The sequence below is a fragment of the Pseudomonas sp. MWU318 genome (assembly GCF_016756945.1).
Taxonomy (GTDB): Bacteria; Pseudomonadota; Gammaproteobacteria; order Pseudomonadales; family Pseudomonadaceae; genus Aquipseudomonas; species Aquipseudomonas putida_A.
Genome location: NZ_JAESJL010000008.1, coordinates 17,254 through 29,515, shown reverse-complemented (window position 1 = coordinate 29,515; position 12,262 = coordinate 17,254). Strand labels below are relative to the sequence as shown.

Annotated in this window: 10 protein-coding genes; 3 read left to right on the top strand and 7 right to left on the bottom strand. The window is 61.7% G+C overall.

Annotated elements, in window-relative coordinates; genetic code table 11:
- Positions 1–53 precede the first annotated feature (53 nt).
- Positions 54–569 (bottom strand): Hcp family type VI secretion system effector, encoded by a 516-nt coding sequence (locus tag JN524_RS18720; protein ID WP_003226246.1) that lies wholly within the window; start codon positions 567–569, stop codon positions 54–56.
- A gap of 407 nt (positions 570–976) precedes the next feature.
- Between JN524_RS18720 and JN524_RS18715 the strand changes: the two genes are divergently transcribed.
- Positions 977–1,654, top strand: a complete 678-nt coding sequence (locus JN524_RS18715; RefSeq protein ID WP_202370294.1) for a type 1 glutamine amidotransferase domain-containing protein — start codon at positions 977–979, stop codon at positions 1,652–1,654.
- A 93-nt stretch (positions 1,655–1,747) separates the two neighbouring features.
- Here JN524_RS18715 and hglS read toward each other — a convergent pair whose 3' ends face one another.
- From hglS to JN524_RS18685, 6 genes are all read right to left on the bottom strand, one after another.
- Entirely contained in the window at positions 1,748–3,127 is a 1,380-nt protein-coding gene (gene hglS, locus JN524_RS18710) for a 2-oxoadipate dioxygenase/decarboxylase HglS (RefSeq protein ID WP_202370293.1), read from the bottom strand.
- An 88-nt stretch (positions 3,128–3,215) separates the two neighbouring features.
- Positions 3,216–4,436: a glycolate oxidase subunit GlcF gene (gene glcF, locus JN524_RS18705; RefSeq protein WP_202370292.1), complete on the bottom strand. Its 1,221-nt coding sequence runs from the start codon at positions 4,434–4,436 to the stop codon at positions 3,216–3,218.
- Positions 4,437–4,438: 2 nt separating this feature from the next.
- Positions 4,439–5,488, bottom strand: coding sequence for a glycolate oxidase subunit GlcE (gene glcE, locus JN524_RS18700; RefSeq protein ID WP_202370291.1), 1,050 nt, complete (start codon positions 5,486–5,488; stop codon positions 4,439–4,441).
- Positions 5,488–6,987: a glycolate oxidase subunit GlcD gene (glcD, locus tag JN524_RS18695; RefSeq protein ID WP_202370290.1), complete on the bottom strand. Its 1,500-nt coding sequence runs from the start codon at positions 6,985–6,987 to the stop codon at positions 5,488–5,490. The genes glcE and glcD overlap by 1 nt, the downstream gene beginning before the upstream one ends.
- 207 nt (positions 6,988–7,194) lie before the next feature.
- Complete coding sequence (locus tag JN524_RS18690; RefSeq protein WP_027611631.1) at positions 7,195–8,121, bottom strand: alpha/beta fold hydrolase; 927 nt, start codon at positions 8,119–8,121, stop codon at positions 7,195–7,197.
- A gap of 21 nt (positions 8,122–8,142) precedes the next feature.
- Positions 8,143–9,594, bottom strand: a complete 1,452-nt coding sequence (locus JN524_RS18685) for a flavin-containing monooxygenase (protein ID WP_202370289.1) — start codon at positions 9,592–9,594, stop codon at positions 8,143–8,145.
- Between the two features lie 190 nt (positions 9,595–9,784).
- Between JN524_RS18685 and JN524_RS18680 the strand changes: the two genes are divergently transcribed.
- Both JN524_RS18680 and JN524_RS18675 read left to right on the top strand, forming a co-directional pair.
- Entirely contained in the window at positions 9,785–10,858 is a 1,074-nt protein-coding gene (locus JN524_RS18680) for a diguanylate cyclase (protein WP_202370288.1), read from the top strand.
- Between the two features lie 126 nt (positions 10,859–10,984).
- A complete protein-coding gene (locus JN524_RS18675; RefSeq protein ID WP_202370287.1) occupies positions 10,985–12,220 on the top strand; it encodes a M20/M25/M40 family metallo-hydrolase in 1,236 nt (411 codons plus the stop codon).
- Positions 12,221–12,262: the final 42 nt, after the last annotated feature.

The following is a 12,262-nucleotide window of genomic DNA, read 5'->3' as shown; positions in this document are numbered from 1 at the left end:
GTAAACAACATCGACCAGCAGGGCTGGTCGATGCTTGTAACGATCAGCCGTAATTAAACGACTGGAGCACGCCAGTCATCGGAACCCGAAGTACCGGATACTTCGTGGGTCCAGGTGATTTTACGGTAGGTGAACTGCACTTCTTCCAGGTGGGTGAAGTGCGAGTTGCCTGGATCCTGGCAGTTGTGCATTTTGTTGTTGATGGCGACGATGATCGCGTCTTCCAGTTTGGTGGTGTAGTAGTGCTCTTGAGTACCTTGAGCCGAAGTACGGTACCACTGGATAACGATTTCGCTCATGCGCTCGCCGGAGGTCAGAGCCGCTTGCAGCAGAGGCGAAGCCTTGTCGTAGACCTTGGTGATGATCACTGGCTTGTGAACGCGCTGACCGGTTGGCTGACCGGATTGTGGGTCACGCGGGATGATCACGTCGTGGCTGAAAGCCTGAACCATGACCTGGTCTTCGTGGCCTTCCTGGTAGGTGTTGCCAACGGAGTCGGCGGTGAAAGCGCCGGCAGTGATCAGGCCTTGTTTTTCGCCGGTAACCGACATGTACGCTGGTGTTGCCATGGGGTGCTCTCCTTGCGGATAAATTTAGGGTGCCCGGGAGGCGAAATCGCCCGGTGGGTGCCTGACTGTTATCAAGGAGCGTGCCAGGTTTGTCGAAGGGCCCGGCAGCCGGGGGTGAAGCGGCTCTAGCCTGCGTTATGACCGATGTTTTTTGCTGAATCGAGAGGGAAAGTGCGCAACTTCTTGCGCAGTACTGCGCAAGAAGTTGCGCACTTGGCTGTAAGCCACGCCAGTCAAGGCCTGCAGCGCGATGAATCGCCTTTTTCACCGAACGAGTGCGCAAGAAGTTGCGCAGTAAGGCCAAGTGCCAGCGTCGAGCGCTTGAAACGATTCGCCCTGCGCGACGGTCAATCACTCACGACCGCGCCAACGGCGTCTGCACCTTCCCCACAGCGAGTGAGAACGATATGAAAATCCTGATGGTTTTAACGTCCCACGATCAATTGGGTGATACCGGTAAGAAAACCGGCTTCTGGCTGGAAGAATTCGCCGCGCCGTATTACGTGTTCAAGGATGCCGGCGCGCAACTGACGCTGGCCTCGCCCAAGGGCGGCCAGCCACCACTGGATCCGAAGAGTGACGAGCCGGACGCACAGACTGCCGCCACCGATCGCTTTCGCAAGGACTCTGCTGCGCAGTCGGCACTGTCTTCCACGGTCAAGCTGGACACGATAAAAGCTGCGGATTTCGATGCGGTGTTCTATCCCGGCGGTCACGGCCCGCTGTGGGATCTGGCTGAAGACCGTCATTCGATTGCGCTGATCGAAGCGTTTTACAACGGAGGCAAGCCAGTCGCAGCGGTGTGCCATGCGCCCGGCGTGTTGCGCCATGCCAAAGGTGCGGACGCTCAGCCGCTGGTCAAGGGTAAGCAGGTGACGGGGTTTACCAACAGTGAAGAGGAAGCGGTAGGGCTGACCGATGTGGTGCCGTTTCTGGTGGAGGATGAGCTCAAGGCCAAGGGCGGGATTTTCTCCAAGGGCACGGACTGGTCGAGCTACACCCGTGAAGATGGATTGTTGCTGACGGGGCAGAATCCGGCGTCGTCGGAGGAGACCGCGTTCGCGTTGTTGTCGCGGTTGCGCTAGAGGTAAAAGCAAAGATCGCAGCCTGCGGCAGCTCCTACAGGGGAAACACATTCCATCTGTAGGAGCTGCCGCAGGCTGCGATCTTTTGATCTTTCAGCGCGAAAGCGCTGCCAGACACTCCTCAATCGAACGCCGCTGCGTCTCGGCATACAACCCCAGCTCATCAATGGTCGCGCGGCCCAAGGCCTGTTCGAATGCCTGGCGGTTAGAGTGTTCGCCATAGTGCGTCTGCGCTGTATCCCCAAGGTTCGATTGAAAAATCCCCGCCGCACTCACCGGCAGGAAATCTTCGTACACCAACGGTTCAGCTTTCACATGGCCCTCGCGGAGCAATTCCTCCAGCGATGCCGACGTTAGGCTACCCGCTGCCAGGCCTTTTTCCGTAGGGAAGTAGCGAAAATACGCCAGCTCCTGTTCGCGCATGCCGTCGACGCTGTCAGGAAATTCGCCAAAGTGCTGGGTCATCAGCGCGTTGTAGCGTGCGGCGTTGCCTTCGTTGGGGAAGTCACCGAGTTCATCGCGCGCGGCATTCAACAGGCGGTCATACAGCGCCCGGCCCTTGGACGTCAGCGCCGCGCCGCGTTGTTCGATCTCGCCGAAGCGCGCGCTGTGGCTGCCACGGGTGTTGTGCTGGTCGGTGAAAGTGATCGGCTCGTCGAGCGCCTTGAAACTGGTCTGGCGCAGGAGGATCGGACATTGCCGGCGCGGCGGGCCTTCGATCACCGCTTTCGGGGTGATGCCATGTAGCGGCATCTGCGCCTGGACGATGTCGATGTCCAGCGTGCGCGGGGTCAGGTGATTGATATGCGGGCCTTTGAACGCCACCACATCGGCGATCAGACGGTGCTGGGCGCTAAGGGTCTGGTACTGCGCGGCGGTGACGGTGGCGCTGTGATGCCAGCGAAAGGTCTCCAGGGCCTGCAGGACAAATTCCTCCGCTTCAGGCTCATTCAGCCCACCCGCTGACTCAGCCTGCTTGATCAGGTGCAAGGCGGTAGGGGTAAAGATCGAACGCTGGTTCAGCACCGATTCGGCAAACGCGCGCAGCTCGGGATCCTCGATCAGTTCCAGGCGCAGCAACGACGTGAATACTCGAAACGGACTGACCTGCAGCGCCGCTTCATGCACCGCGCGAAACGCCGTGGAGTGCACCGGCACACCCGCCGGGGTCAGGTCGTAATAACCCACCGGTTGCATGCCCATCACCGCGAACAGCCGGGCGAGGGTCGCCAGCTCTGTAGCCGTGCCGACGCGGATGGCGCCGTGGCGCTCCATGTCCAGCCGTTCGATTTCACCGGTACTGTCGAGCTGCCGTGCGATGTCCGGCTGAGCCGCCAGCACTTCGCGGTTGGTCTGTTCCACCAGTTCCATCAGCGCGCCGTACAACGGCACTTCTTCGCGGTACATGTCGGACATCGCTTTGGAGAAGCGTTGGCGGATCAGGTCGGGGCTGACGAAAGGCTGCACGGTCATGAAAAAAATTCCTGCCACGGTCACGGTTTGGATGGAGGAAAAGATCGCAGCCTTCGCCGACGGCGGCAAACGAAGAATCCTACGAACTTCATTCTGCCAACGACTGATCCACCAGTTCGATCCAGTGCACAACCTGCGTGCGTCCGGCGCCGGCCAGATGATTCTGGCAGCCGATGTTGGAGGTGACGATCAAGTCCGGGCGATCGCTTTCCAAGGCGTTGAGGCGGTTGTCGCGCAGTTGTCGGGCAAGGGTCGGTTGGGTCAGCGAATAGGTGCCGGCCGAACCGCAACACAAATGCCCATCCGGTACCGCCGTGAGGTTGAAACCCAGCCGGGTCAGCAGCGCTTCCACCGCGCCGCCGAGTTTCAGCGCATGTTGCAAGGTGCAGGGGCAATGCACGGCGATCCGGCGTTGGCTGGCGGCGCACAGTTTCTCCAGGGGCTCCCGGGCCAGGATCTGTACCAGATCCAGCGTCCGTTCGCTGATCTGCCGCGCCTTGTCGGCGTAGCGCGGATCCTGTGCCAGCAAATGCCCGTAATCCTTGATGAACGCGCCGCAACCGCTGGCCGTCTGCACGATGGCTTCCGCGCCGTTTTCCAGGTGCGGCCACCACGCGTCGATGTTCTGCCGCGCGCGGTCGAGGCCCTTGGCCTGGGCGTCGAGGTGATAGTCCAGCGCGCCGCAGCAACCTGCCTCGGCCACCGGCGTCACGCTGATCCCCAACCGATCGAGCACCCGCGCCGTCGCATCATTGGTGTTCGGCGACAGGCCCGGTTGCACGCAACCTTCGAGCAGCAGCACCCGCCGTGCGTGGCGCGGAGCAGGGCGTGTGCCGGACGTAGATGCGCGTTGCGGCAATTTGCTTTCAAAGATTTGCGGTAACAGCGGCCGGAACGTCGTGCCGACCCGCAACAAGCCCTTGAACACCCCGGGATTCGGCGCCAGTGCGCGCAGACCCTCGCGCAACAAACGCTGGGCGGCTGAACGCGGCACTGCTTGATCGACCACCGCCCGCCCGATATCCAGCAGGTTGTGATAGTCGACGCCGGAAGGGCAGGTAGTTTCGCAGTTGCGGCAGGACAGGCAGCGATCCAGATGCAGTTGTGTCTGCTCGGTAGCGGGAGCGCCTTCAAGCACTTGCTTGATCAGATAGATGCGTCCGCGCGGTCCGTCAAGTTCATCGCCGAGTAACTGATAGGTCGGGCAGGTGGCGTTGCAAAAACCGCAATGCACGCAGGTACGGAGGATTTTTTCCGCCTCGGCCGCACGCGGCAGTTGTCGGGACTCTTCGCTGAGGGTGGTTTGCATGGCTAGAACTCCGCGTACATCCGGCCGGGGTTGAATAGCCCTTGCGGGTCGAGTTGCGCCTTGAGTTGCCGGTGATAACGCATGAGCGCCGGGGCTAGCGGCTGGAACGGTGTGTCGCTGGCGCCATGGGTAAAGCAGGTGGCGTGGCCGCCGAGTTCCTGGGCGAGGATCTGAATGTGCTCGTGATCGGACTTCAGCCAGCGTTGCGCGCCGGCCCAGTCGATCAGTTGCTGGCCGGGCAAGTCCTGCGGCCCGAGATTGTTCGGCAGCGACAGGCGCCACAGCGGCAGGCCTTCGTCGAAAAAATTCAGGCGTTGCTCGTTCAGGTCGCGCCAGAACGTCGAATCCAGTGGTTCGCCGCCGAGCCGTTGATGCGCGGCGGTGACCGAACCTTCGCCGCCCTCAAGGCGCAGATACAGGCTTTGCCCGTCATGGCAGGCGCCGCTGATCGGCAGCGGTTGCTGGCCCCACTCGGCCAATCTGGCCAGCGCCCGCGCGCAGTCGATATCGAGACGGATGCTCAGGCATTGACGCGGTTTCGGCAGGACTTTTAGCGAGACTTCGGTCAGCACACCGAGGCAGCCGTAACTGCCGGTCAACAGGCGCGACAGGTCGTAGCCGGCAACGTTTTTCATCACCTCGCCACCGAACCGCAAGTGCTCGCCGAGGCCAGTGATGACCCGGGTGCCGAGGACAAAATCGCGCACCGAACCTGACCATGGCCGCCGTGGCCCGGACAGCCCGCTGGCGATCATCCCGCCCACCGTGGCGCTGTCGCCGAAGGCTGGCGGCTCGCAGGGCAGCATCTGCCCGGCCTCGTCGAGCGCCGCGAGCAACTCGCGCAGCGGCGTGCCGGCGCGCACGCTGACCACCAGCTCGGTCGGTTCATAGCGCACGATGCCGCGATGCGCGCGGACGTCGAGCACTTCACCGGCCACCTCGCGGCCGAGAAACGCCTTGCTGTTACCGCCCTGTATCTTCAGCGGCGTGGCGTTGGCCCGGGCCTGGTTGACCTGCTCGAGCAGCGCGCTGCTGGCGTCGGAATCAGCCATCAGAAACGCTCCAGTTCGGGGAATGGCAGTTGCCCGGCATGAATGTGCATGGCGCCAAATTCCGCACAGCGATGCAGAGTCGGGATGTTCTTGCCAGGATTGAGCAGGCCTTGCGGGTCGAACGCGGCTTTTATCGCGTGGAACAGCGTCAGTTCAGCGCTGTTGAACTGCGCGCACATCTGATTGATTTTCTCGCGGCCGACTCCGTGTTCACCGGTGATGCTGCCGCCAACCTGCACGCACAGTTCGAGAATCTTCCCGCCTAACGCTTCGGCGCGATGCAGTTCGCCGGGCTGGTTGGCGTCGAACAGAATCAGCGGGTGCATGTTGCCGTCGCCGGCATGAAACACGTTGGCCACGCGCAAGCCGTATTCGGCGCCGAGGCGGGCGATGCCGTGCAACACGCCGGGCAATTCGCGGCGCGGGATGGTGCCGTCCATGCAGTAGTAGTCCGGCGACAAGCGGCCAATCGCCGGAAAGGCGTTTTTGCGCCCGGCCCAGAAGCGCATGCGCTCGGCTTCATCGCGGGCCTGCCGCACTTCGCTGGCGCCGGCCTGGAGCATGACCTCGCGCACTCGCAGGCAATCGTCGTGGACATCGGCTTCGACGCCATCGAGTTCGCACAACAGGATTGCCTCGGCATCGACCGGGTAACCGGCGTGAATGAAGTCTTCAGCGGCGCGGATCGCCAGGTTGTCCATCATTTCCAGGCCCCCGGGAATGATCCCTGCGGCGATGATGTCGGCCACGGCGCGGCCAGCCTTTTCCACCGAGTCGAAACTGGCCAGCAAGACCTTGGCGAGCTGCGGTTTGGGCAGCAGTTTGACCGTGACTTCGGTGATGATCCCGAGCAATCCTTCGGAGCCGGTAAACAGCGCCAGCAAATCGAAACCCGGCGAGTCGAGGGCCTCGCTGCCCAGTGTCAGACGTTCGCCCTCGATGGTCAGCACTTCGATTTTCAGCAGGTTGTGCACGGTCAGGCCGTACTTGAGGCAATGCACGCCACCGGCGTTTTCCGCGACGTTGCCGCCGATCGAGCAGGCGATCTGCGACGACGGATCCGGCGCGTAATACAGGCCGTACGGCGCGGCGGCCTGGGAGATCGCCAGATTGCGCACCCCGGGCTGAACCCGCGCGGTACGGGCCGCCGGGTCGATGTGCAGGATGTTGTTGAAGCGCGCCATCACCAGCAACAGACCTTTTTCCAGCGGCAGCGCGCCCCCCGACAATCCGGTGCCGGCACCCCGGGCCACCACCGGCACGTTGTGTTGATGGCAGAGCTTGAGCAGGGTCTGCACCTGATCGAGTCGCCGGGGCAGGGCGACCAGCATCGGCGTGGTGCGATAGGCCGAGAGGCCGTCGCATTCGTAAGGCTTGAGTTCGTCTTCGCGCCAGAGCAGGTCGAGGTCCGGGAGGGCGCGCTGCAGGGTTTTCAGCAACTCGGCCTTGTTCACTTCCGGCAGCGGGCCGTCGAGGCGTTCGTCGTAGAGAATGTTCATTTCGACCCCATCGGCGGACGTGATTACCTGTGGTGAGGGGATTTATCCCCGATGGCTGCGCAGCAGCCCCAACCCAGAGAATGCGGTGTGTCTGATTCAGCTTAGTGCTGGAACTGGGGCTGCTGCGCAACCCATCGGGGCGGTGCGACGTTTCGCTGAATCCCCTCACCACAATAAATTCCCTCATCACAAGGATAGTGTTGGGACTCATCGCTGATTGCCCAGAAACTCCCGATACAACCGCGCGGTGTTCCCCGGTTGTTCGACCATCGGCATGTGTCCGACACCGTCCCACACTTCGACCCGCAGATTGGCGATGCCCTTGCTCCACACCGGCACGCTGCTGACGTCGATCAAGCGATCCTTGCGCCCCCAAAGCAGCAGCGCCGGGCATTTGATATCGGCCAGTTTCGGCTCCATCGGCGGGCTGGCGCGGAAGTCGCGGAAGATCTCTTCCAGTTCATCACGCTGGCGTTCGTATCGCTGAGCGATGGCGTCCAGCACCAGCCCGGGCACCCAGGGTGGCGAGGCCATGGTCATTGCGTAAAACTGGCGGAATTCTTCCCGGGAGTTGATCAGGAACGGGTTATGCCCACGGGCCAGATGACGCTCCATGTCGCTGGCCTGCGGCGCGGTGACGCCAGCCGGGTCGATCAGTGCCACCGAGGCAATCCGCTCCGGGTAAGTTGCGGCCAGCCATGCCGCGATGTAGCCACCCATGGAGTTGCCGATCACGTGGACTTTCTCCACGCCGCAGACGTCCAGCAGCTGGATCATGCGCTTGGCCTGCAGCGCAATGTCGTAGCCGCCGCCGGCCTTGAACCCGGTTTCCCCATGGCCGGCGATGTCCGGAATGATCACCCGGTACTGGCGGACAAAATGCCTGGCAAAGCGCAGCCACAGATTCTTCTCGGCGCTGTAGCCGTGCAGCATCAGGATCGCGCTGGCCGCTTCATAGGGACCACCCTGCCAGGTCGAGACGGTCATTTCGGCAATCGGCACCTCGATTTTGTGCAACTTGTACAACTTGGCCTCGAGCGCCGTGCTCAGGTCGTACAACCAATGGCCGATCGCTGGATAACTCAACCAGCTCCAGGCCACGAAAACCGCGAGAGCGACAAACAGCACAAGCATCGACGTCTTCCTTTTACGTGTTCAGGACAGAATGTGGTCAGCCGGTTTCAGCGTCCGGGTCAACCGGTAGTAGCTGAAACTGAAGCCCGGAAATATCGCGATCACATGACCGCTCTTGCTCTGATACCAACTGTGACAGCCGCCGGACTTCCACACCGTGCGTTCCATCTCACGGTGGATCATTGCAGTGTAGGTACGTTCCGCCTCGGGGCGCACTTCGATGCTGTGCAGGCCTTTTGACTGCAGGGTGTCAATGCAGTCGAGGATGTAGTTCATCTGCGCTTCGATGATGAACAGCGCCGAGGTATGTCCGATGCCGGTGTTGGGCCCGGTGACGATAAACAGGTTGGGAAAGTCCGGCAGGCTGGTGCCCAGATAGGCGCGTGGGTATTGCGCCCAGACGTCCTTGAGCTGCACGCCGTGCTTGCCAGTCACCGGGTAGGAGACCACGCCGTCGGTGGCGTCATAGCCGGTCGACCAGACGATCAGATCGACGTCGATGTGCTGGCCGTCCGTGGTGGTGATCCCGGTTTCATCGATTTCGGCGATGCCTTGTTCGCGGCTGTGCAACGTGACGTTGGGCCGGGTCAGCGCCGGGTAATAGGTGCTGGACAGCAGGATGCGCTTGCAGCCGATGGTGAAGTCCGGGGTGAGTTTTGCGCGCAATACCGGGTCCGGCACCTGTTGCTTGAGAAAGCGCAGGGCCTGACGCTGAACCAGGTGAATCGCCGGTTTCGAGTATTTGAAGGCGATCACCCGGGTTTCGAATTGCCAGTAGAGCAGCCAGCGCAGCAGCTTGTACGCCGGTTTGACACCCAGCAGCCAGCGCTGGAAAGGCCCGAACGTGCGATCGGCGCGCGGCAGCACCCAATGTGGCGTGCGCTGGAACACGTGCAATTGCTCGACTTCGGCAGCAATCGCCGGAATCACCTGGGCGGCACTGGCGCCGCTGCCGACGATGGCCACGCGTTTACCGCGGTAGTCGTAGCTGTGATCCCAATTGTTGGTATGAAAAGTCTTGCCCTCAAAGCGATCCTGGCCGGGGAAGGGCGGGATCACCGGTTGGCTCAACGGCCCGGAGGCGTTGATCACGAACTGCGCGTAAAAAATCCCCTTGCTGGTATGCAACGCCCAGCGCTTTTCGGCGTCGTCCCATTCGATGCGTTCGACGTTGGTTTGCAGCGCCACGCGCTCGCGCAGGCCGAAGCGCTCGATGACGTGTTCGGTGTATTGGTGCAGTTCAGCCTGGGCGGCGAACATCTGCGTCCAAGGAAATGGCGCAAACGACAACGAGTACAGCGGTGACGGCACATCCACCGCCGCGCCGGGGTAGGTGTTCTGGCACCAGGTGCCGCCGAAAAAGTCCCTTCTTTCCAGCAAGCGAAAATCGTCGATTCCGGCCTTGAGCAAGTTGACCGCCGCGCATTGGCCGCCAAATCCGCTGCCGATGATCAACACTCGGTAGGTCTGCATGGGCCTCCTTCTTATAGTCGTTTTTCCGTTTTCGTCCTTTCAGGTATAGCTAAAAATTTGCCCTGTGCGCGACGGCGATGGCGCGGTATTCAGCGGCTGGCCGGTGATAGCTATTTAACGGCTGCCTGTTAGACTTCCAGCACATCCGTCTGACGGTGTTCGCAGGTTCCGTTGAGTGGTCGAGGCCCTTATGCGAAACAAGGGGGGAAAGGGACTTTCATTGGCCAGGAGGCTTTATACATCGCGAACCCTCGGGCTGGTGCTGGGGCTGTTGTGCGTGAGCGCGGCGATGTACCCGCTAGACCCGCCGCTGTGGGTCTGGGCGTTGATGCTGTTCAATGGTCTGCTCTGGCCGCACCTGGCGTTTCAATGGGCCCGTCGTGCCAGCGTTCCTTACCATGCGGAACACCGCAATCTGTTGGTTGATGCCTTTATGGGCGGCTTCTGGGTCGCCGCCATGCAGTTCAATCCGCTGCCCAGTGCCACGACCATTTCGATGATGGCGATGAATAACGTCGCCATCGGCGGATTACGTTTTCTCGCGGCGGGTCTTGCCGCGCAGGTTCTTGGTATCGGCGTCGGCCTGGTGGTTTTCGCCCCGGCGTTCATCCCGCAAACCTCGCCTCTGCAGCTTTATGCCTGCCTTCCGTTGCTGATGCTGTACCCGCTGGCGCTGGGCTGGATCTGCTTTCGCCAGGCCTACACGCTGGGTCTGCACAAGCGTGAGCTACTGGCCCTGAGTCGCACCGACAGCCTCACCGGACTGCTCAATCACGGCGCGTGGAAGGATCAACTGGAAATCGCCTTTCAACGTTGCCGCCGGCAGCAGCAGGGCGCAGCGATCGCGTTGATCGACATCGATCACTTCAAGGCGATCAACGACACCTACGGGCATGTGGCGGGTGACATCGTGCTGCGCCAGTTGAGCAAAATGCTCAAGCAGAACCTGCGCGCTGCGGACGTCGCCGGGCGCTATGGCGGGGACGAGTTTTGCGTGATCCTGCCTGACCTGCCGCTGTTCAATGCCGCGCAGGCCATGGAAGCCTTGCGCGAGCGTTTCGCCACCCTGGGTTACGAGCAGAACCCGGCGCTCAAGGTCAGTCTGAGCATTGGTCTGGCGGCTTACGAACCGGCACACGGCGACGCGACCCGTTGGCTCAATGATGCGGATCAGGCGCTGTACGAGGCCAAGGCGACCGGGCGCAATCGGGTGATCTGCAACAGTGATGATCTGCCGAAGCAGGAACTGCTCGATTCGGTCTGACTGCCCAGCACAATTTCCTCCTACAGGTGTTCGGTGTCGGCCGCAGAGATGTCGCATCCGGTGTAGAGCCTTGCGTCGATGTCAGGTACGGTTCAATACCCCCCGACGCGAAACAAGGATCGATTCATGACGTTCTCATTTTCCCGCTCGCTGCTGGCCGCCAGCCTCGGCCTGTCCCTCGCCTTCAGCGCTGCCGGTGCCTTTGCCGAACCGCACAAGCAAGTGCTGACGGATGCCGAGCAATATCAACCCGAAGCCCTCAAACTACTGGAACGGCTGGTCAACATCGACTCAGGTTCCGGTTATGAACCGGGCCTGAAACAAGTCAGCGAGATCGCCATCGATGAGCTTAAGAAGCTAGGCGCCACCATCGAGCTGGTACCCAATACCCCGGAAAAATCCAACCACGTGTTGGCGACCTTCAAGGGCACCGGCAAGGCAAAAATCCTCTTGATGGCGCACATGGACACGGTGTTCAAGGAAGGCTCCGCCGCCGAGCGCCCGTTCCACATCAAGGACGGTCGCGCCTACGGGCCGGGGGTGATGGACGACAAGGGCGGCATCGTCGCCGGGATCTACGCGCTGAAGATTCTGAAGAACCTCGACTTCAAGGACTACGCGCAAATCACCTTCCTGCTCGACGCCAGCGAGGAAACCGGCTCCGACGTTGCCACCGACCTGATCAAGAAAACCGCCAAGGCTCACGACGTGACCCTCAACCTTGAACCTGGGCGTCCGGCCGATGGGTTGGTGGTATGGCGCAAAGGTAGTGCGACGGCGCTGGTCGAGGTCAAAGGCAAGGCGGCGCACGCCGGAGTCGCGCCGGAACTGGGGCGGAACGCGGCGATGGAAGCGGCGCACCAGATTCTGCAACTGGGCAAACTCGGCGACGAAGCGAAGAAAACCACGATCAACTTCACCGTGCTCCAGGCCGGTGATCGCACCAACGTGATCCCGGATCACGCTACTGCCAAGGCTGACGTGCGTGCGGCGGTGCCGGAAGAGTTCGACCGGATCGAGAAAGACCTGGCGCGAGTGTCGCAGGACAAGCTGATCGCTGAAACCGAAGTCACCACCAGCCTCAAACGCGGGTTGCCGCCGATGCCGCAGACGGCAGAGTCGGATCGCTTGATGGCCATGGCGCAAGCGATTTACGGCGAGATCGGCCGCAAGCTGACCGAAGAGGGCAGTGGTGGCGCGGCGGATGCCAGCCTGTCCGCCGGGGTGGGTACGCCGACGCTGGACGGTTTCGGAATTGTCGGCGGCAATATCCACACGCCTGAGGAATACGCCGAAGTGGCGAGCGTGACACCGCGGATTTATCTGTTGTCGCGGATGATCATGGAACTGGCCAAGCGCTGACTCCCTCGGATTGGCGGTGCTGCAACTGACGCCTTCGCGAGC

Coding starts and splice junctions, on each gene's coding strand:
- JN524_RS18720 (WP_003226246.1), bottom strand. CDS start 569: ATGGCAACACCAGCGTACATGTCGGTTACCGGCGAAAAACAAGGCCTG.
- JN524_RS18715 (WP_202370294.1), top strand. CDS start 977: ATGAAAATCCTGATGGTTTTAACGTCCCACGATCAATTGGGTGATACC.
- hglS (WP_202370293.1), bottom strand. CDS start 3,127: ATGACCGTGCAGCCTTTCGTCAGCCCCGACCTGATCCGCCAACGCTTC.
- glcF (WP_202370292.1), bottom strand. CDS start 4,436: ATGCAAACCACCCTCAGCGAAGAGTCCCGACAACTGCCGCGTGCGGCC.
- glcE (WP_202370291.1), bottom strand. CDS start 5,488: ATGGCTGATTCCGACGCCAGCAGCGCGCTGCTCGAGCAGGTCAACCAG.
- glcD (WP_202370290.1), bottom strand. CDS start 6,987: ATGAACATTCTCTACGACGAACGCCTCGACGGCCCGCTGCCGGAAGTG.
- JN524_RS18690 (WP_027611631.1), bottom strand. CDS start 8,121: ATGCTTGTGCTGTTTGTCGCTCTCGCGGTTTTCGTGGCCTGGAGCTGG.
- JN524_RS18685 (WP_202370289.1), bottom strand. CDS start 9,594: ATGCAGACCTACCGAGTGTTGATCATCGGCAGCGGATTTGGCGGCCAA.
- JN524_RS18680 (WP_202370288.1), top strand. CDS start 9,785: ATGCGAAACAAGGGGGGAAAGGGACTTTCATTGGCCAGGAGGCTTTAT.
- JN524_RS18675 (WP_202370287.1), top strand. CDS start 10,985: ATGACGTTCTCATTTTCCCGCTCGCTGCTGGCCGCCAGCCTCGGCCTG.